The sequence below is a fragment of the Thermoclostridium stercorarium subsp. stercorarium DSM 8532 genome (assembly GCF_000331995.1).
Lineage (GTDB): Bacteria > Bacillota > Clostridia > DSM-8532 > DSM-8532 > Thermoclostridium > Thermoclostridium stercorarium.
The window spans coordinates 2,367,769-2,388,678 of record NC_020134.1 but is presented as its reverse complement, the minus strand read 5'-3'; the positions used below and the strand labels follow the sequence as shown (position 1 = coordinate 2,388,678).

Genomic DNA, 20,910 nt, shown 5'->3' with positions numbered 1-20,910 from the left:
TAAGAAACTGGAGAATCAGGCGTATGAAAAGCATAATCAGGGATATAAGCCTTGCCCCGAGCGGCAGGCAGAAAATAGAATGGGCAAAACGGAATATGCCTATTTTAAGCGCTATAGAAGAGGAATTTAAGAAAACCCGTCCCTTTGAGGGAATAAAGATATCACTTTCCATTCATCTGGAAGCCAAAACCGCATATCTTTCAAAAGTTCTTGCAGCCGGTGGCGCGATAATGGCTGTTACGGGAAGTAACCCCCTTTCCACACAGGACGACGTTGCGGCTGCCCTTGCAGAAGATGGTATCAGTGTTTATTCATGGTATAACGCCACGCCGGAGGAATACGATCATTTTATTGATGAAACCCTTAATCACGGCCCGCAGATAATAATAGATGACGGCGGAGATCTGACCCATGCCCTTCATACGAGAAAACAGGAGTTGCTTCCCGGCATTTACGGCGGCTGTGAGGAGACCACCACAGGGATTTTACGCCTCAGGGCAATGGAAAGGGAAGGAACGCTGAAATTCCCGATGATGGCGGTAAATAACGCCATGTGCAAGCACCTGTTTGACAACCGCTATGGAACAGGACAGTCGGTATGGGACGGAATTAACAGGACGACAAACCTCATAGTTGCGGGAAAAACGGTTGTAGTTGCCGGATACGGATGGTGCGGAAAAGGTGTTGCCATGAGGGCGAAGGGGTTAGGTGCCAGGGTTATTGTCACCGAAGTTGATCCGGTTAAGGCCATTGAAGCGGTTATGGATGGTTTCAGCGTGATGACGATGGATGAAGCCTCGGAAGTGGGAGATATTTTTATTACCGTGACAGGATGCAATAAAGTTATAGTTAAAAGGCATTTTGAGAGAATGAAGGACGGCGCAATTTTGTGTAACGCGGGACATTTTAACGTTGAAATTTGTATTCCCGATTTGGAGGAAATAAGCCGCAATATCACCGAAACAAGAAAAAACATAACCTGTTATGAATTATACAACGGCAGGAGGCTATATCTTTTGGGCGAAGGACGCCTTGTCAACCTGGCATGCGGTGATGGCCATCCTGCCGAGATTATGGACATGAGTTTTGCCGTCCAGGCATATGCCGCACTGTATATCCTCGAACATCATTCGGAGCTTGAAGCAAAGGTATTCGAGGTACCGTACGAGATTGATAAAAAAATCGCAATGATGAAGCTTAAAAGCCTGGGAATTAAGATAGACGAACTTACCGAGGAGCAGAGAAGATATATAAACAGCTGGTAAGCCCTGCGGTTCGAATCTGCCTTGTTATTTCGGAGGTCTTGGATGACAGTGAATGAAAGGTGCGGTGTAAGTTGGAAAAGGAAATATTGAACATGGATGAAGCCGCCGAATTGTTTGGCGTAAGTGTTAAAACCTTTATAAAACTTTTAAGGGAAGAGGATGTTCCCGCGAGGAAAATAGGAAGGGAATGGCGTTTTTCAAGAAAGGCGCTTATTGAATGGCTTGCCGGCGGAAGTTCAAAGATGTATTCCGCCAGTGAGCAGGAAACCAGGCAGTTTTTTGAGGATATAGCCGACAGGTGGGAGGAAATAAGTTCAGGATTGTATGACAATTCAATCGTTAACAAGCTGATAGATTCAAACCTTTTAAATAAGGATATAACGGTATTGGACTATGGATGCGGCGACGGCTTTATTTCCAGAGGCATTGCCTCGCATGTCGGGAAAGTTATTGCAATGGATATGTCGGTATCAATGCTGGACGAGCTGGACAGGAAAGCAAAGCTTCAGGGAATTACAAACATACTTACCGTTGAATGTGAGGAGAGCGAGGTACCGCTCAGGGATGGAAGGATTGATCTGGTTTGCGCGTCGATGATACTTCATCATGTTGAAAGCCCGAGGAATATTTTAAAGGAATTCAGCCGTGTACTCAGGCCATCAGGGATTATTTTTATCGCCGATCTTCTGCCTCATGAAGATGAAGGGTTTCAGGAAAAAATGCATGACCGCCACAGGGGGATAAATCCTGCCGAGCTTGAGCGGTGGCTTCTGGACGCCGGATTCGGAAACATCAGCATGGAAAAATTGCCTGCTTCGAATGGCAATAAAAAGGATATTTTTGTACTGACCGCCGTAAAAATGATGCAGCAGGGTATAAAAGAATAAATATCGAAGAATATTATACCCTATGTTGACTGAATCCAAAAATCAAGGCGTGGATATGATTATGCTGAAAAGGTATTTTTATGAATTTACCGAACATTTGCTTGAAGGCGACAAACCGTCGGCCTATTTCAGAAAAATTGAAGACCAGGACTTTTTCAATAATGAGTATCCGTTTACTCTTCTGAGCCGCCTTAAGAATACCGAACAAAACCTTAAATGGCACCCTGAAGGTAATGTATGGAACCATACTCTGAATGTGATTGACAACGGTGCGCTGTTAAAGGAGAAAAGCGACGACCCGCTGGTATTCATGTGGTCCTGCCTGCTGCATGACATAGGAAAGCCTGAAACAACAAAGCTGACAAAAGGCAGAATAACCGCTTATGACCACGATAAGGCCGGCGAGAGATTGGCTGCTGAATTTCTGAATTTTTTTGGCTGTGACGGCTACTTTGTATATAAAGTTTCAAAAATGGTCCGGTGGCATATGCAGGTTCTTATGGTGATAAAAAACCTGCCACAGGCCGATTTGGAGACAATGGTAAAGGAAGTGCCGGTTCACGAAATTGCGCTGCTTGCAATGTGTGACAGACTGGGTCGGGGGGAAGTGACCAGGGAGGTTCTGGAGGAGGAAAGAAAGAACATAAAGTATTTCCTGGAAAAATGCATGCCTTTGTTAAATTCGTGAAATTCAAACCCATCATGCTGTGCCCGGGGAGAAACTTGTTTGTGGTAACAGGCCTGCTTCGGGCGCCATAACGTTTAAAAGCCTGTTTAACCCGGTGTGCCATGAGGGGGCATAAGGATATATTCGGTTCGGAGGGATTGAAATGCGGTATGGCTATTTTGATGAAAAAGCCCGCGAATATGTTATTACAAGACCCGATACTCCGACACCATGGATAAACTACATAGGCAACGGGAAATACGGAGGCATAGTTACAAACACCGGAGGCGGCTACAGTTTTCACAAGGACCCACAGAACAGAAGAATTACAAGATACAGATACAACAATCTCCCCACCGACAGGCCGGGCAGGTATATTTACGTCCGCGACAGGCTGACGGGCGAATACTGGAATCCCGGCTATCAGCCCGTGCAGAGAAAACTCGACTCTTACAGGTGCAGGCATGGAATGGGTTATACTGTTCTCGAAGGGGAGTACAAGGGCATTGCAGCCGATGTGACCTATTTTGTACCCGATGACAGGGACTTTGAAATCTGGCTTGTACAAATCAGAAACCTCTGCCATGTTGAAAGAAACCTTCAGGTCTTCAGTTACGCCGAATTCTGTTTCTGGGATGCCATAATGGATCAGCAGAATGTGGACTGGGTTCAGCAGATAAACCAGGGAAGGTATGAAGACAGGCTTATAACGTGGCATCCGCATCATTTTAAGGACGCATGCGCATTCTTTGCCACAAATGCCGAAATAAACAGTTTTGATACCAATCTTGAGGCGTTTATCGGAAGATACCGCTGCGAATCTAACCCCATCGCCGTGGAAACAGGGGCATGTTCCAATTCCGTGTCTTACAGAATGAACGGTGTCGGTGCGTTTTGCATCGACGTAAATTTAAAACCGGGGGAAGAGCGGGAAATTATATTTATTTTGGGCTTTACCGAAAACAAGAGTACAATAAGGGACGAAATCCGCGATTACCTTAACGTGGAATATGCAAAAGAAGCTCTAAAAAGGCTAAAGGACTCCTGGGAGGAATATCTGGACAAACTGCAGATTGAAACCCCCGATCGGGAAACCAATCTCTTTGTTAACACATGGAATCAGTATCAGTGCAAAATAACCTTCAACTGGTCAAGATTTGTATCGATGTACCAGCTGGGGCTGGGAAGGGGAATAGGGATCAGGGACAGCGCCCAGGACACGCTCGGCGTTATGCATTCAATACCCGAGCTGGCAGGCGGGCTTATTAAACGGTTAATTCACTGCCAGTATACCGACGGGCGTGTTTATCATCTGTTTTTCCCTTTGACAGGCGAAGGCGGGATCGGTGACGCCCCAGTTGTGAAATTTGACTGGTATTCCGATGATCATCTGTGGCTGCCCATCGCCGCAAACGCATATCTGAAGGAAACGGCGAATTTCGATTTTTTGGAAAGTGTTGTGCCGTATAACGACAATAAAACCGAAGGTACCGTATGGGAGCATCTCAACAGGGCCATGGAATTCACATACAACCACCGCGGACCGCACGGCCTTGCCCTTATAGGCAGAGCCGACTGGAACGATACCCTGAACCTGGATATGGGAAACGGAATAGCCGAAAGTGTTTTTACTTCAATGCTTTTCTGCAGAGCCGCCCTTGAAATGATTCAGATGGCCGAATATACCGGACAAAAGGATTTGGCGACAAAATACAGGTATTGGTATGATGAAATGAAAAAAGCCATAAATGAATGGTGCTGGGACGGAGAATGGTACATAAGGGCATTTGACGATGAGGGTAATGTCCTTGGTTCGGGTAAAAACAGATACGGGAAAATTTTCATTAACAGCCAGTCATGGGCGGTTCTTAGCATGGTTGCGCCCGAAGAATACGCTAAGAAATGCCTCGAGTCGGTTTATCGGCACCTGAACACGAAGTACGGGATAGTTAAAGTATATCCGGCATATCCGGAATATAATCCGAAAATAGGGGGCATGACCACATACCCGCCGGGGGCGAAGGAAAACGGCGGTATTTTTGCCCATACCAACCCATGGGTAATGATTGCCGAATGTATGATGGGCAACGGAAGGCGGGCTTATCAGTACTACAGGCAGATACTCCCGTTAACGCGCAATGACGACGCCGATTTGCTTGAAGTGGAACCTTACGTGTACTGCCAGAATATACTCGGAAAAGAGCATCCGCAGTTCGGAATAGGCCGTAATTCGTGGCTTACAGGCACTGCAGCATGGAATATGGTTGCGGTAAGCCAGTATATTTTGGGAATAAGACCGGAATACGACGGCCTGACGGTGGATCCGTGCATTCCGCCTGACTGGAAAGGTTTTAAAGTGAGAAGAATTTTCCGGGGTTGTGTTTACAATATCGAAGTAAGAAATCCTGAAGGCGTAAGCAGAGGTGTGAAAAAAATTGTCGTAGACGGAGTTGAAACCGACAAAATACCCGTAAAACCTGCAGGAACGGTTTGTGAATGTGTTGTTATAATGGGATGATTGTAAAAAAGTAAAAATATTTAAACATATAAGTTCATCAGCGGGAACTTTTTACCAGTATATGCGTCTAATCAAACGTAACTGGCAACCCGCTGCAAAACAAATTAAAAAAGCATAGTTCACAACTTCAGGTTGCGGCTATGCTTTTTTTCACTGAAAATTTCACTGAAAAACTTATACCGTCATTACGGGAATAAGGAGGGGTTATATGAAGAAAAATGCTTTACTTGTTTTAATGTTCATTTTGATAATTTTTTCCGGTTGTACGGGTGGCGGAAACGTCACCGATACAACGCTGAAACCCGAGTCAGGGGAAACGGCAGGCACTACCGTTGATGAAAAGAGCCAGCCCTCAGCCAGAGTTTCCGACGCAAATAAAATTTTTTCCTGGGAACTGTTCAAAGCGCTTAACGCGGAGGAATCAAAACAGGAAACTTTTATCTCTCCGTTTTCGGTTTCGGCAGTGCTTATGATGGCCTATAACGGCGCAGAGGGAAGCACGCGGGAAGCAATGGCCAAAGCGATGCATTATGGTGGCATGTCCGTTGATGAATTAAACAGTGAATACAGGAATTTGTTAAACAGACTGAACAACATTGATGAAAAGGTGAAACTGGAAATTGCCAATTCAATCTGGATCAGGGATGAATTCAATGTAAAACCGGACTTTATCGACGTGAACAAAAATTATCTTTTTTCAGACGTCAGAAGTCTTGATTTTACAAAGCCCGACGCAGCGTTTTAAATTAACCGGTGGGTGTCTGAAAAGACTCAGAATCGTATACAGTCGGTAATTGATCCACCGATAGCCGATGATGTTATGATGTATCTGATAAATGCAATTTATTTCAAGGGTGAATGGAAAAACGCCTTTGATAAAAATAACACCGGCGAAGCCGATTTTTATTCCTATGACGGAGTTACAGATAAGGTTCAGATGATGCGGAAAACCGACACCTTCGCATTGGCCGAACTGGAAGAATGCAGTGCCGTAGCTCTCCCGTACGGAGACGAAAAAGTGGCGATGGCCGTAATTCTGCCCAAAAAGGATATTAACAAATTTATAAGCAATTTTGACGGTGAGAAATGGAATGAACTTGTTAAAAGTTTCAAAACGGTTAATGACTTAAGGCTGGAAATTCCGAAATTCCGTATGGAATACGGGGTTAAGGAACTTAATAAGGCACTGGCTTCCCTTGGAATGGGAGAGGTTTTCTCTAAAAATGCCGATTTTGGTGGAATTGCTGAGGATATATGCATGGACAGCGTTTTTCACAAGGCTGTGGTGGAAGTAAATGAGGAAGGAACCGAAGCAGTTGCCGCGACATCGGTGATTATTATGACAACGTCGCTTGAGGAGCCAAAAACATTCATTGCCAACAGGCCGTTTGTGTTTGTAATTTATGATACCGAAGAAGGGAATATTCTCTTTATCGGCAAAAAACTGTATGGGGACAGATAAACCAATTCCCGGCAGATTCAGTGGTTGCGTTGAGTAATATTCTTTTACGCACCGGCGACTTCTTCTGAAGTCAGAGAATGGAATGATTTTTTAACCATAAAAAACAATGTTAAAGCGCCCCGGGGCTGTTGCACTTTTTCCGTGATTAGCATTTTTTTCTGATGTAATATAAATGTATTAAACTTGTCATTTTCTTAACTGAAAAGTAAACGTTGTAAAGTGGTTATTTTTACTTGTGCATGGTAAAATACCGATAAAGAATATATGCACTTTTGGAACAAAATCCGAGTTTGTTCGTCAAAAAAGGTGCGTATTCAACAAAAGACAAATAAATGATACGGAGGCTTGTGGCATGAGGATGAAAAAGGCTGCAGTGTTTTTCTTGTCGCTTCTGCTGTTTTTTGCTGGGATTATTCCTGTTTCTTTCGCTTCTAATGCGACATCCAATTCTGTCATTTATCAGAAAGTTGAAACCAAAATTATCACGTCGGGTGTAACCCAGGAAACAATAACAAGGTTTACCGATCTCGGCTGGCAGACAATTTATGTGCTTAAAGCCGATTTAAACGACCCGTATGTGTATATTGACGCCCTGGCGAACGGCGAAACCATCCAGAAACCGTTATCTACAACCGATCACATGAAGGAATGGGGAGCAATAGCGGGTATAAACGGCAGTTTCTTTTTAAGTTCCGATCAGACGGGAATGCAGAATCCCATCGGACCGTTGGTGCAGTCATGGAATTTGCTGACGGCGGACGCAACTTTTAACAGGGATAAGGACAATATGGCCACCTTTGCCATTGACGAGACGAGAAGCGGTATTATTGACTACTGGAAAGCCGATATCCGCATATATGCACCTAACGGTGAATACATAAGCGTATCAAGATATAATGAACCGTATTACGGATATACCGATTTTACTGTGCAGGACAGGAAATGGACAACCACTTCAACCGGAAATCGCAACGGTTATTATACCGATGTCCTTGAAATGATAGTGGAGGACGGGGTGGTAAAGGAAATCCGGGTGAATATGCCCGGCACCGAAATACCTGTTAACGGTTACGTGGTCATAACATCAGGGGAAAATAAAAACAGAATACTGAACAATTTTAACGTGGGTGATCCTGTACGTTTTGAAGTAACGACGTCTCCGGACTGGACAAAAATACAGATGGCTGTGAGCGGCGGAGGAATGCTCGTCGTTAACGGTACAATACCCGACAAATTTACCCATGAAGTTGCAGGAAGACATCCACGGACTGCGGTGGGAACAAGCCGGGACGGAAAAACCATTTACATGGTGGTTGTTGACGGAAGGCAGTCCCACAGCATAGGCATGACAATGACCGAACTGGCGCAGTTCATGCTTGGGATAGGAGCTTACAATGCGCTTGCGCTGGACGGCGGCGGTTCGTCAACCATTGCTTCAAGGGAACCGGGAACCAATACCGTTGTCGTTCAGAACAAACCAAGCGATGGTGTTCAGAGAAGGATCCCTAACGCGATAGGTGTATTTTCCATTGCGCCTCCGGCACCGCTGGCCGGGCTTTACGTAGAAGCAGAAGAGCCGAATGTTTTTGTCAATACTTCAAGAAAGTTTACCGTAAAGGGTTATGACCAATATTTCAATCCTGTACAGATAAATCCCGACGAAGTAACATGGCGGGTCGAAGGAGTGGAGGGCAGTTTCACCGGAAATGTCTTCAGACCGCTGTCTCCCGGCACTGCGAAGATAATTGCGACGGTCGGCGACGTATCTGCCGAAACGTATGTCAAAGTTCTGGACCAGCCTGCGAAGCTGACCCTCAGCAGCAGTAGCATAACACTGATTGCAAAAGAGCAGAAAAAATTAACCGTAACAGGCGAGGACGGAGAAGGTTTTACCGCGTCAATCAATCCTGCCGATGTCAGCTGGAAAACTGTAGGCAATATAGGTTTTGTTTCAGGCGGGACATTTGTGGCGACAAATTCCGGTTACGGATATATTTCCGCATCGGTCGGCAATGCGTATGCTTACTGTGCGGTAACCGTTCTTCCCACCGTTTCAACCCTTGTTGATGATTTCGAAAAGGACAACGCTACTTTCCTGTCATACCCTTCAACGGTAACGGGAAGCTATCAGATTTCCGGCGAGCAGAAACACGGCGGAAATTTTTCGGGAAAACTGACATACAGGTTTGAAACGGCTGATACGAACAGAGCGGTGTACGCCGTATTTAACGGAGAGGGTTATACATTACCGGAAAATGCGATCAGGGTCGGATTCTGGGTATATAATGACCACGAAAATTCCAACTGGTTAAGGATAGAAGTACAGGACAGCCAGAATAAAACCCAAAGGCTTGGGGATATAACAAAAATGGACTGGATTGGATGGAGATATGTAGAAATCCCGTTAAACGGCATTTCGCTTCCTGCAAAACTCACAAGGATATACCTTGTACAAGTTAATCCGGTAGAAGAGGCTGGGGAAATTTTTATAGACGATTTGAGCATTATTACCGTTGAGCGGAATAAAATGCCGGCAAGTACAGAAATACCGGGAGTGGAGACAGTCGTGGCCACAGGCTTCGAAACGGATGCGGTTGATTTTACGTCATTCCCTTCATGGGTGCCGGCAAGCGCCGCCATCGTGAGTGACTACAAAAATACCGGTACGTCGAGCGTCAGACTGGACTATGTTTTCAAGGCAGCCCCCGAAACCCAGGCTGCGTACATTGTGCTGCCCGGTAACGGAATAAGCGTTCCTGACGGCGCCGAGACAATCGGCCTGTGGGCGTATAGCCAGAAAACCACAAAAAGCTGGCTCAGGGCCGAAGTGGTTGATGCAGACGGCAAGGTAAATTATGTGATGCTTTCAGAAGGAATTAACTGGACAGGCTGGGCATATGTCGAGGGGAAGGTATCGCATATAAAAAGGCCTGCAAGGGTTACGAGACTGTATGTTGTAAATCCGAGCCCTATAGACGAGAAAGGCAGTATTTACCTTGATGATTTGCAGTTCAGAATAAAGACAAACAAAACCGGAAATTTCAATAACATACCCCAAAATACCGTGCAGGCGGACAGCAAGAACCAGGCGGTAAAATACGTTGCCGGTGAGAAGAATTACAGGTTCTCGGTATTCGGTGAAGCACGCGAGCCTGCAAATGATGTGGAAAAATACCTTACCAATTACCTGGCTGACAAAATAAATAAATACATAGAGATAGGCGCATTTGTCGGAAACGGTTCCCACCAGGTGACATCAAAGGTAAAGAAACCTGTAATAGCCACAGGAAAAGGTTATAAATCCATGGATGTACAGGGTTCGCGGTTTATACAGCTGGATATAGAGTCCAACAGCTTAAGAAACGGTACCACAGGGCAGTGGAAGTGGCTTTTGAACCAGCTTGAATCCTTTAACGGGCAGAATGTGTTTATTTTCATGGAAAGCTCGCCCGATACATTCAGTGACAGGCTGGAAGCCCAGTTGTTTAAAGACATTCTGGCCGAATACGCCGGCAAAAAGTTCAGAAATGTATGGGTATTTTACAAAGGGGACAGCAATACGGTGACAAAGGACAGAGGAGTAAGGTATTTTTCAACCTGCGGACTGGATGTGCAGAACCTTACGGCAAACAACAAAAAGGTTGCGCAGTATATCCTTGTTACAATTATGGGAGATCAGGTGACATACGAATATAAACCCATAGAATGATAAAGCGTGCAGAAAACAGGCGGACTATGTTCCGCCTGTTTTTTTATGTGTATATCCACGCCCGCGGATGGTTCGGGTGATTTAGCCGTGCCGCGGACATGCTGTGAATCCCCGCTGCGTTCCGGTGAGCCGGCCGTTATTTTGTTTTCAGTATTTCATACAGTGCGCCGTTGAATTTTTTCTTACCCGATGTTTCTATATTTACATGCTCGATTGAGTATTTTTCATTTATGATTTTACTTGCCAGCACGACATACTCGTAAGTCTCACTTAAGTCCTGCACGCTTGTTTCGGTGTTTTGTTTTATTATTTCATAAACCTTGCCAATCTTGCTCAGGTTTCTTAAATTAAAATGCTGCTCGAAGAAAGCTTTTAAAAACAGGTAAACGTTTTTCGAGCGGGGATAAGTGAAATATTCCCCGTTTCTGTTATATCCCTGCCTGAACCTTACAAATCCCTCGGCGTTTTTGCCGTCAAGCAGCTGAACACCCGGTTCAAGGTGGATATAAAGGTCCTGTGAGGGGTCTTCGTAATGCATGTATACCGGCACATTAACCACCACACCGCCGAAATAATCGACTATTTCACGAAAACCGTCGGTTTCTACTGCAATATAATCGTGAATCTCCACATGGAAAATTTCGTAAACTAAATCGGTCAGAAAATTAATGCCCGGTTTTCCGAGAAACCTGGGATTGGCAGGTGAATAGCCGGTCATTTTTCCGACCGCGTGGGCAGCATTTATTTTTCTGCTTCCCTTTTCGTTGTAAAAATCAGGCGCTTTCTCCTTAAATTCCTTCAGTACTTCGGGCGAGTAATCTATAAATATATCCCTTGGAATGTCTATAAGTTTTACCGTTTTGTCTTTTTCGCTGATACTGGCTATAATTATTACGTCAAAGTTGGAGTAGGTAGGATCCTTGCCGATTAACAGGATGTTCCTGTTGGATGGATCCGCGACGTCGGTGTAGTATTTTTGGTTGTTTGTAAGGTTTCTGCCTTTCGCCCCGCTTTTTGAAGATTGTCCGGTGTTGTTCAACGGCGGCAGGGTAGGGGTAGGGGTAACGGTCACGCCGGAATTTTCAGCGGGTAGTTTTGCCTGTATCTCCCGCATTTTTGAAAGCTCGTTCCTTGCTCTCGAGATAATGGCATGAATGCATATTCCCGATATGGTAACCATTACAATGGTAAAAATGAGAAAAAATCTCTTTGCAGTCATGTAATCTCTCCATATTCTTAACTTATATGTTGAAGCATAAAATATTTTCTGCAGAAAGAGAATTATTAACCATACCGGTTTTAAGAAGTGCGATTATAAATATTCAGTTTTGGATTAAGCTGGAGTCAGCCTGATTTCTTAAAAGATTTCAGCGATTTTTTGGCCGCCTTTATTATGTCTTTCAGATTTTCGCCGTCAATCGGATATGAGACTACGCCTGTTGAGATTGAAAAATGAGGATCATTTGTCGCTTCTGCCTCTTTTTCAAGCTGCTCGGCCAGAATCCACGCCTTTGCGACGTTTGTATTCGGCAGAACGACTATAAAGGATGAATCTCCGAAACGCCCTACTTTGTCATCTTTCCCCATGTTTTGCTTCAGGATGCGGGCAAGGGTTCTGAGACATTTCTCAACTGCAACGTTTCCAAGTTTGCTGCTGATTTTTCTGAGATTGTTAATGTCCACCAGCAAAACTGAAAATTCGCCATTGGGATCTTTTTCAATTTGGTATTCGATAAAATCGGTAATGGCTTTTTCGGTATAAACTCCCGTCTGCGTGTCGGTTTTGGTAAGCTCAGCAAGGGAAATATCGGATTTTTCCACCCGTGCAAGCCTGCGGTTGACTTCCCGTTGTATATTGTCGGTAATTCTCGCAAGTTCGCCTGAAGCCTCAATATATTCCTTTTTCAGCTTATGAACCGATCCTTTGTATATGAAACTCGCAAAAATCAGATAGGATATGGCTTTTAACAGTAATGGAACGGCAGCGGGAACATCTAATATTTCTATTCTTGGTATCAACAGTGAACAGCAGAGCAGGAGCATACCCGCGTATAAAGCTGTTGGTGGGCTGTTTTTCCTTAATGCGGATATGATTATAACCAGCAGAATAACTCCCATGCAGGCCAAAAGACAAATGTCGATCCATTTATGCTTGTGCAATGAATCGAAGTTCAGATTTGGCAGCGCTACCGCAAGAGGAAAGGCGTAAAGCAGGATATTGATAAATGAATTGATTCCTTTGGCGTTTTTAAAAATCAAAACCACAATTAAAGCCAATAACAGAGCAAATTCCGAAAAAAACAGGTAGAACTGTGCAGGCGTTATATTCAGTGTTAAAAACGACATTATACTGAGAATCATAGGTATAATAAATGATGTACCGACGTTTTTGAGAAAAGGCTCAGGCTTTGTCGTGACCGATGTTAAATATATATATGATGAAAAAATAAGTACGATGAGCAAATGAACCTGGTTTTGAAGAGTTATGTAAAACAATTCAGCATTCCTCCGCAAATTACAACATTTAGTTTTCCTTGATCACTATATCGGTAAAATGAGTCCATAAGACAATAAAAGAAATTGCTTTCTCAATACTTTTATCGCAAGTTTAAATTTAATTAAAAAATCCATAAAAAAATTGTTGTATAATAGGGGAGGGCGGGATGTATTTATTGCATTAACAATGGGTATGAATAAAAAATAACCAATCCTGTAAAGAAAGGATGAATGAAATTGAAACAGGAAGGGAATTCTTCTTCGGTAATAAAGCTTGACGAAAAAAACGGAATATCGTTTTTTTATGTAAAGTCAGATAAATTTAAAACGGTCAGGATTGATATTTTTATTCTGGATCCCCTTGATATTGAACGGGCTACACAGAATGCCCTGGTGCCGTATATTTTAAGAAGAGGCTGCAGACGTTATCCGACCCAGCAGGACCTCGCATTAAGGCTGGAGGAATTGTATGGAGCGGGAGTGAACGTTGCGGTCCACAAAAAGGGCGAGTATCAGATAATTCAGCTGAGTGCGAGGTTTGTCTCTGACAGATTTACCGTAAACGGGGCAAACCTTTTTGAAGAGGTGGGTGCGCTGTTACTTGATATTCTGACCGATCCCGTTACTGAAAATGGCGCATTCAGCAAAGAATATTTTGAGCAGGAAAGGGAAAATCTTATCCAGAGAATTCGCAGCCGGGTAAACAACAAAATGTATTATGCAATGCAAAGATGTATGGAGGAAATGTGCGCCGGAGAGCCTTTCGCGGTTAATGACGACGGAGATGAGGAAAGGGCGAAGACATTGACAAATGAGGCGCTGTTCGAACATTACCGCGGCCTTTTAACCCACAACCCGGTTTATGTATATATTTCGGGAAACATAAATGACCACGAACTGGAAAGATATATTCGGAAATTTGAAGTTATTGAGAGAAATAATTTAATATCCCTGCCGTCAATACAGGTGAAAAAGGAAGTCGGAGAATTACGCCGGATAGAAGAACCGATGGATGTAAGCCAGGGAAAACTTTGCATAGGTTTCAGAACCCAGATTGAGGCAAACAGTCCCGAATATTATCCGCTGGTTATATATAACGGAATTCTCGGCGGAGGTGTGCATTCAAAACTGTTTCAGAATGTGAGGGAAAAAGCGAGCCTCGCATACTCTGCCTTTTCAACGATTGAAAAATTCAAGGGGCTGCTTGTTGCGGTATGTGGCATTGAAATATCAAACCGGGACAGGGCTGAGAGAATTATAATGGATCAGTTCAAAGCCATAGAGAACGGGGATATAAGTGATTACGAAATGGAAGCCACAAAGAACAGTCTTGTAACCGATCTGAAATCCATGCAGGACAGCCAGGGCGCAATGGTTGATTTCTATATCAGCCAGTACTTGTCAAATACGAATGAGAACGTGGATTCTTTCATAGAAAAAATAACATCGGTGACAAAGGAAGACGTAATACGGGTGTCGAAAAGGCTGACTCCTGATACCGTCTATTTTCTTACATCTTTGTCAGGTGAAGGTGAAAGGAGAGAGTGAAAGTTGAAAGTCCTTGAGTTTGAACGTATAAAGGAAAAAGTTTATATTTATGAACATTCCAGCGGTTTGAAGGCTTTTGTCATACCTAAGAAAGGTTATAACAAAATTTTCTCAACTTTTGCCACGAATTACGGTTCGATAAACAATACCTTTATTGCTCCCGACGAGAATAATGAGACAAGAGTGCCGGACGGTATTGCCCATTTTCTGGAACATAAGCTTTTCGAGCAGGAAGACGGCAGCATAATGGATAAGTTTTCAATGTTGGGTGCGGATTCCAATGCCTATACGTCGTTTACCCAGACGGTATATCTTTTTTCATGCACCGACAGGTTTGAAGACAATTTCAGGCTTTTGCTTGATTTTGTTCAAAACCCGTATCTTACCGATGAAAACGTGGAAAAGGAAAAAGGCATAATCAGCCAGGAGATAAAGATGTACAATGATAATGCGGACTGGAGGGTGTTTTTTAACCTTCTTAATGCGTTGTATGTTAATCATCCGGTAAAAATCGACATTGCAGGAACTGAAGAAAGCATTATGGAAATTACAAAAGAAACACTGTACAAGTGTTATAATACTTTTTATCATCCTTCGAATATGATTATAGTTACAGTGGGTGACGTTGAACCGCCGTTGGTGTTTGACATGGTGGAACGCGGCATAAAAGCGAAAAATAACCCCGGAAGGATAGAGAAAATTTTTCCGGAAGAGCCGCGGCATCATAACATGAAGCTCATTGAAAAGAGCCTTGCCGTGGCCATGCCGCAGTTTAATATGGGAATCAAAGACAATTCCGGTGTTACAGGGTATGATCTTTTAAAAAGGAAGGTTGCCCTTGAAATAATACTTTCAATGTTGATGGGGAGAAGTTCGGAGTTGTATAATCAACTGTACAACGATGGGTTAATAAACCAGGGGTTCGGATGCGATGTAAGCCTCGAAGGCTCCTTTGGGTATACCGTATGGGGAGGACAGTCGAAAGACCCAAAAAAAACAGCCGAAAAAATTATTACTGCGCTTGAAAAGGTACGTAAAAACGGACTTGACAAAAAAAGCTTCGAGCGCATTAAGAAAGCTCATGAAGGAAGGTTTATAGGGAACCTGAATTCCCCTGAGGATATCTCCCACGAATTTATACCGCTGTACTTCAACGGTGCAAATTTCTTTGAACACACCAGAGTATATGAAGAACTTACACTGGACGAAGCCGAAGAAATTTTTAAAGATCATTTTTCGGCGGAACCCTCTTTATCCATCATATGGCCGGTAAATATGTAATCCCGTGGCCGATGTTAAACTTTATGATAAAAAAGACGTATATACTGAATGCAGACAGAAAATATGTTACTATTTTATAGGTATAAATTATGAAAAATGTGGGGGATAGGTATGCATTATATAAGTTTTCCAAAACTGGGAATAGAAATTAACCTTGATCCTGTGGCGTTCTCGGTTGGCCCGATAAATATTTACTGGTATGGAATTATAACGGCGCTTGCTTTTCTGGTTATAATTATCGGTGTACTGAGAAACAGTGAGAAATACGGACTAAAACAGGATGATCTCATTGATCTGATACTAATCACCACGCCTGTTGGCATAATTTGTGCCCGGATATTTTACGTGCTTGTTAACTGGGGCTATTACAAAAACAACCTGAGTGAAGTATATAAAATCTGGCATGGCGGGCTTGCGATATATGGCGGTGTTATCGGCGGCATTTTTACGATTTACCTTTTCTGCCGCATAAGAAGGATAAATACGCTGAAACTGCTGGATCATATTGTTGTTTACCTTGTACTTGGACAGGTTATAGGCCGCTGGGGTAATTTTGTCAACCAGGAACTGTTTGGACCGAATACCGATTTACCATGGGGAATGACAGGAGACATAATAAAAAGCACAGTCGCCGGCTCGCCGTCCCAGTTTCCCGGCGTAGATCCGGAATTACCCGTGCATCCGCTTTTCTTGTATGAATCTTTGTGGAACCTTGTGGCATTTTTTGTCCTGCTGTGGTTCCGGAAACGGAAAAAACTGGACGGGGAAGTTTTTTCCCTTTATATGATTTCCTACGGTTTAGCCAGGTTTGTGATTGACAGTCTCCGTTTTGATCTGAAAATCGGAAATGTCAATGTTAACCGTGTAATTGGATTTTTATTTGCGGTAACCTTTATAATTGTTTTCACAGTTAGGCGTGTCCGCTTGAAAAACGGCGTAGCGGACGAAGAATATCAGCCGAGCGTATACAGGCAGATTATAGCCGAAATAGAGGACAAGTCCCCGGAAAATGATTTATCGCCTGACGACCAAACCGAAATTTCGGACAAAGAATCCGAACCATCGGACAGCGATATACCGATAACCGGGGATGATACTGCTTCATCAGGCGATTCGGGCGCCGAAAACAACGAGAATTCCGGCTCCGGCGGGGAAGAATGAGCCGGTTTCAGCCACAGTGGTGTATCAGAACCCACGTGCGGTGAGCCCGAAATAATGAAAATAGTAATTGGGAAGGTTGTTTCATGCTTCATGTGGAAAAAAGCCAGGGGCTTAACAAGATAAAACATTACGATTGGTTTATTTTAATACTGGTTGTGCTTTTAAGTGCATACGGGCTTGTGGTAATAGCAAGTGTCGCAAAACAGCTTAACAAATATGAGCTGTTAGTAAAGCAGAGCGTAGGGATAATTGCAGGCGCAGTGGCAATGGTGGTCCTCAGCCTCATTGACTATAAGGATTTGAAGGTGCTTGGTTTCCCTGCTTACGGTTTTTCAATACTGCTTTTGGTGCTTGTCCTGTTTATCGGGAGGGGAAAGGAAGAAACCGGAACCCAGGGGTGGTTCAAAATTGGGCCGGTGTCGTACCAGCCCTCTGAACTTGGCAAAATCACTTTTATCCTGATTGTCGCATTTTATCTGGAACGTATCGTCACAAATACAGGTAAATATAATTACATAAAACTCCTTATCTTTTCTGCGCTGCCGATTTTTCTTGTGCTGTTGCAGCCCGACATCGGCACAAGCATGGTTTATGTATTCATCTTCGTATGTATGGTCTTTTTTGCCGGTATACCCTACAAATATATTTTCATATCGGCGGGCGCGGGAGTTATATCAATAATCGTAATTTACATAACGAGATTATATGAGCGTTTCCCCGATTACCTGAAAAAACGTTTCTACAGTTTTATTAACAAGGATGCCGATCCTTTGGGGGCGAATTTCCAGGTACGCCGTTCGATACAGTATACCGGTGCGGGTCAATTATGGGGACGCGGCTGGGGTAAAGGAATGGCCGCCGAGAATGTGCCCTACTCATGGACGGACTTTATATTCTCGGTAGTGGCTGAGGAATTCGGTTTTGTCGGCGCGGCATTTTTGATTATTCTGTTTCTTGCATTGTTCGCCAGATGCATCTATGTTGCGTGGTGTGCAAGGGACAGGTATGGTTCGTTCGTGGTAATGGGGGTTGTGTCGATGTTTTTTGCCCACTTCATGGAGAATGTGGGAATGAATATAGGGCTTCTGCCCGTTACCGGAATCCCGCTGCCGTTTATCAGCTATGGTGTAAGTTCGGTGACGACAAATTTCATTGCCGTGGGGATTGTTTTAAGTATTTCTCTGCGCAAACGCAGGTTAATGTTTGAATAGTGTTAATATTACAGAAATATTACTGAAATATTACAAAAGTTAAGATTAGATTACATTGTGTTAATTCATTCATTCTTAATTTCATGAAAGGAACAGAGATTGTGCTATAATTCCTCTTGATATACAATATATTGTGTTTTTGGCAGGCTTCTATATCCGATTAAGGAGGATGGATGCCTGCTTTTTTATTTTACATTTTGATCCAGTGTTGACTATTGGTTTAATTTTGGAGTAAAATATAAACAAAGTGGTGGTAAGTGGGGAAAAGTGGAGGCCTTAACCTGAGACGGGGAAAGAGGTGATAACGGTGCTAATCGGTAAATATACCAACACGCTGGACCCCAAAGGCAGGGTTATAATACCGGCGGCATTCCGTTATGACCTCAAGGAAAAGTTTATAATTACCAAGGGAATAGAAAAGTGCCTCTACATATATCCCGAAGAAGAATGGATCAGCCTGGTTGACAGGCTGAAGAAGGCGATGCCGTCTTCAAAGGAGGCAAACCGCAAAGCGTTAAGGTTTTTTTCCTCGAACGCCGCTGAATGTGAACTGGATAAACAGGGTAGAATATTAATACCACAGCATCTTAGAGAATATGCGTCGTTGAGCAAGGAACTGCTCTTTATTGGCAGTTTGAACAAGGTTGAGGTTTGGAATCCTGAATTTTACGAAGATGCTGACGCCGAAGAAGTCGGAGCAATGCTTGAGGAAATGGATATTGAGTTTTAATTCTGGGCTGAAAAATGGAATTTTCTCATGAACCGGTATTACTGAAAGAATGCATAGAAGGTTTAAATATACGTCCGAATGGCATATACGTTGACTGCACCGTCGGTGGTGCGGGGCATTCGGCGGAAATATTAAAGCGGCTTGGACCTAAGGGCCTTCTCATAGGCATAGATCAGGACCGGGAGGCTCTTGAGGCGGCCGAAGAAAAACTTCGGAAAACGGAAAGTAAGGCAAAATTCATTATAATACACGAGAACTTTGAAAACATAAGACAAATACTTGATGAAAAAAGGATAAATGCAGTTGACGGAGTGCTTCTTGATCTGGGGGTATCATCCTATCAGATTGAGGCTGAAAAAAGAGGATTCAGGTATATGGATGATGCGCCGCTGGACATGAGAATGAACCAGGATAGTGAATTTACCGCGAAGGAACTTGTGAACACGTGGCCGAAGGATGAGATTGCAAGAATTATCAGGGAATACGGTGAAGAAAAATGGGCGGCAAGGATAGCGGAGTTTATCTGTAAAGCACGGGAAAATCAATTAATTGAAACCACGTCACAGCTGGTTGATATTATAAAGGCTGCGATACCCGCGTCCGCCAGAAGAAAAGAGGGACAGCATCCTGCAAAGCGGACTTTTCAGGCAATCCGGATAGCGGTGAACCGAGAGCTTGAAGTTTTGGAGAATGCATTGCCGGGAATTGTTGAAAGTCTTATCAGAGGTGGCAGGTTATGCGTTATTACATTTCATTCCCTGGAAGACAGAATTGTAAAACAGTTTTTCCGTAACAAATCGGGGCTTTGCAAATGTCCGCCGGATTTTCCGAAATGTGTGTGCAACCCAGTTAAGCAACTGAAAATAATCACTCGTAAGCCAATCGTTCCATCGGAAGAGGAGCTTAAACGCAACCACAGGGCACGGAGTGCAAAACTGCGAATTGCGGAAAAACTTTGATTATTAGAGCTTATACAAAAGACAAAGGTTTTTAATGCACAAAAGATAAAGTCTTAAGTTCAAATTAAGAAAAAATATACCTAAGATACCTTGTTTGAAGGTGAAAAAGTTTATTTTGACCAGTACGAAAGAAAAATTTTATGGAGCCGCAAAAGATAAAAAATATAATTGAATGATTTACAAAAGAGAAATGGGAAGATACAAAAGAAAATTAAAACAGAAGTCTTACAAAAGATAAATGCAAAAGTTCTTTGATATTCAGCGCTAACCCCGTGGCCAATATAAGTTTGGCCCGGGAGTATATTGTTTTTGGAAACCTGTTTCAGGGAAAAAGGGGTGAAGTTTAATGAAGGAAAAATATTATGTTTATGGTTCAGCGGCTCCGAAATTAAATGAACAGCCTTACCCGCGAAAAAGGCAAAGAACGGTAAGAAAGACTACCCCTGTCCCAAGTGTGGCGGCAAAACCCGTAACCGCGGAATACCCCGTGGTGCAGATTATTGTCTGTATAGTAATAACTTTTGCCGTTTTTTTCACAATTATTTACAGGTACAGCACGATAACCGAAATGAACTATAAACTCTCGGCGCTGAATAAGGAATATGAATCCCTGAAAGACAGCAACCGTAAGCTGGAGGTAAGCATTAACTCAAAAATAAACCAGGAAAACATCAGAAAAATTGCAGAAGAACGTTTAAATATGAAAATGCCTGACAGTTATCAGAAAATACCTGTTAAAGTTCCGAAAGTCAATTACAGCACTGTTAACCTGGAAGAGGAAAAGGAGAAGGAAAGTTTTTGGAAGTCGATGTTGATGTTTTTCGGCGAAAAATAGGTTTTTGAAGTATTGTATTGCAGTCAAAACCGGAACAAGTACTGAATATATATTAATAAGAATTAACGGGACAATGGATTGAGTGGCAACGAAGCGAAATGTTTTCGCGTATGCGGCAATCTATAGTCCTTTTTTAATAATATAAAGCTTTTTATTGCCCGTTGAAAGGTGGGATCATTTG

14 protein-coding genes and 1 pseudogene are annotated in these 20,910 nt (G+C 43.2%); 13 read left to right on the top strand and 2 right to left on the bottom strand.

Annotated features, from left to right (window positions below):
• The first annotated feature begins 23 nt into the window (after positions 1 to 23).
• The 6 genes and pseudogenes from CST_RS10290 to CST_RS10265 all read left to right on the top strand — a co-directional run bounded on the left by CST_RS10290 (position 24) and on the right by CST_RS10265 (position 10,508).
• Positions 24 to 1,265, top strand: a complete 1,242-nt coding sequence (locus CST_RS10290; protein ID WP_015359840.1) for an adenosylhomocysteinase — start codon at positions 24 to 26, stop codon at positions 1,263 to 1,265.
• Between the two features lie 71 nt (positions 1,266 to 1,336).
• Entirely contained in the window at positions 1,337 to 2,152 is an 816-nt protein-coding gene (locus tag CST_RS10285; protein ID WP_015359839.1) for a methyltransferase domain-containing protein, read from the top strand.
• A gap of 55 nt (positions 2,153 to 2,207) precedes the next feature.
• Positions 2,208 to 2,840: an HD domain-containing protein gene (locus tag CST_RS10280; protein WP_015485112.1), complete on the top strand. Its 633-nt coding sequence runs from the start codon at positions 2,208 to 2,210 to the stop codon at positions 2,838 to 2,840.
• A gap of 142 nt (positions 2,841 to 2,982) precedes the next feature.
• Complete coding sequence (locus tag CST_RS10275; RefSeq protein ID WP_015359837.1) at positions 2,983 to 5,337, top strand: glycoside hydrolase family 94 protein; 2,355 nt, start codon at positions 2,983 to 2,985, stop codon at positions 5,335 to 5,337.
• A gap of 208 nt (positions 5,338 to 5,545) precedes the next feature.
• Positions 5,546 to 6,799, top strand: a pseudogene (locus CST_RS13760) (serpin family protein).
• A 352-nt stretch (positions 6,800 to 7,151) separates the two neighbouring features.
• The gene (locus tag CST_RS10265; protein WP_015359836.1) at positions 7,152 to 10,508 is read left to right on the top strand and encodes a phosphodiester glycosidase family protein; all 3,357 of its coding nucleotides are present in this window, start codon (positions 7,152 to 7,154) and stop codon (positions 10,506 to 10,508) included.
• A 136-nt stretch (positions 10,509 to 10,644) separates the two neighbouring features.
• Here the strand turns inward: CST_RS10265 and CST_RS10260 are convergent, their stop codons facing one another.
• On the bottom strand, positions 10,645 to 11,727 hold the full coding sequence (locus CST_RS10260) for an LCP family protein (RefSeq protein ID WP_015359835.1): 1,083 nt from the start codon (positions 11,725 to 11,727) through the stop codon (positions 10,645 to 10,647).
• A gap of 125 nt (positions 11,728 to 11,852) precedes the next feature.
• Positions 11,853 to 13,004: a diguanylate cyclase domain-containing protein gene (locus CST_RS10255; RefSeq protein WP_015359834.1), complete on the bottom strand. Its 1,152-nt coding sequence runs from the start codon at positions 13,002 to 13,004 to the stop codon at positions 11,853 to 11,855.
• A gap of 237 nt (positions 13,005 to 13,241) precedes the next feature.
• Between CST_RS10255 and yfmF the strand changes: the two genes are divergently transcribed.
• From yfmF to CST_RS10220, 7 genes are all read left to right on the top strand, one after another.
• Positions 13,242 to 14,552 (top strand): EF-P 5-aminopentanol modification-associated protein YfmF, encoded by a 1,311-nt coding sequence (gene yfmF / locus CST_RS10250; RefSeq protein WP_015359833.1) that lies wholly within the window; start codon positions 13,242 to 13,244, stop codon positions 14,550 to 14,552.
• 3 nt (positions 14,553 to 14,555) lie between these two features.
• Positions 14,556 to 15,833, top strand: a complete 1,278-nt coding sequence (gene yfmH, locus CST_RS10245) for an EF-P 5-aminopentanol modification-associated protein YfmH (protein ID WP_015359832.1) — start codon at positions 14,556 to 14,558, stop codon at positions 15,831 to 15,833.
• Between the two features lie 111 nt (positions 15,834 to 15,944).
• On the top strand, positions 15,945 to 16,994 hold the full coding sequence (gene lgt, locus CST_RS10240) for a prolipoprotein diacylglyceryl transferase (RefSeq protein ID WP_015359831.1): 1,050 nt from the start codon (positions 15,945 to 15,947) through the stop codon (positions 16,992 to 16,994).
• A gap of 83 nt (positions 16,995 to 17,077) precedes the next feature.
• On the top strand, positions 17,078 to 18,205 hold the full coding sequence (rodA, locus tag CST_RS10235) for a rod shape-determining protein RodA (protein ID WP_015359830.1): 1,128 nt from the start codon (positions 17,078 to 17,080) through the stop codon (positions 18,203 to 18,205).
• 307 nt (positions 18,206 to 18,512) lie between these two features.
• The gene (gene mraZ / locus CST_RS10230; protein WP_015485109.1) at positions 18,513 to 18,935 is read left to right on the top strand and encodes a division/cell wall cluster transcriptional repressor MraZ; all 423 of its coding nucleotides are present in this window, start codon (positions 18,513 to 18,515) and stop codon (positions 18,933 to 18,935) included.
• 14 nt (positions 18,936 to 18,949) lie between these two features.
• Positions 18,950 to 19,894, top strand: a complete 945-nt coding sequence (gene rsmH, locus CST_RS10225; protein WP_015359828.1) for a 16S rRNA (cytosine(1402)-N(4))-methyltransferase RsmH — start codon at positions 18,950 to 18,952, stop codon at positions 19,892 to 19,894.
• A gap of 346 nt (positions 19,895 to 20,240) precedes the next feature.
• Positions 20,241 to 20,729, top strand: coding sequence for a septum formation initiator family protein (locus CST_RS10220; protein ID WP_015359827.1), 489 nt, complete (start codon positions 20,241 to 20,243; stop codon positions 20,727 to 20,729).
• Positions 20,730 to 20,910 lie beyond the last annotated feature (181 nt).

Excerpts from the sequence above, each read along its gene's own strand:
- CST_RS10290 (WP_015359840.1), top strand. The coding sequence starts at position 24 with ATGAAAAGCATAATCAGGGATATAAGCCTTGCCCCGAGCGGCAGGCAG.
- CST_RS10280 (WP_015485112.1), top strand. The coding sequence starts at position 2,208 with ATGATTATGCTGAAAAGGTATTTTTATGAATTTACCGAACATTTGCTT.
- CST_RS10275 (WP_015359837.1), top strand. The coding sequence starts at position 2,983 with ATGCGGTATGGCTATTTTGATGAAAAAGCCCGCGAATATGTTATTACA.
- CST_RS10265 (WP_015359836.1), top strand. The coding sequence starts at position 7,152 with ATGAGGATGAAAAAGGCTGCAGTGTTTTTCTTGTCGCTTCTGCTGTTT.
- CST_RS10260 (WP_015359835.1), bottom strand. The coding sequence starts at position 11,727 with ATGACTGCAAAGAGATTTTTTCTCATTTTTACCATTGTAATGGTTACC.
- lgt (WP_015359831.1), top strand. The coding sequence starts at position 15,945 with ATGCATTATATAAGTTTTCCAAAACTGGGAATAGAAATTAACCTTGAT.
- rodA (WP_015359830.1), top strand. The coding sequence starts at position 17,078 with ATGCTTCATGTGGAAAAAAGCCAGGGGCTTAACAAGATAAAACATTAC.
- rsmH (WP_015359828.1), top strand. The coding sequence starts at position 18,950 with ATGGAATTTTCTCATGAACCGGTATTACTGAAAGAATGCATAGAAGGT.
- CST_RS10220 (WP_015359827.1), top strand. The coding sequence starts at position 20,241 with ATGAAGGAAAAATATTATGTTTATGGTTCAGCGGCTCCGAAATTAAAT.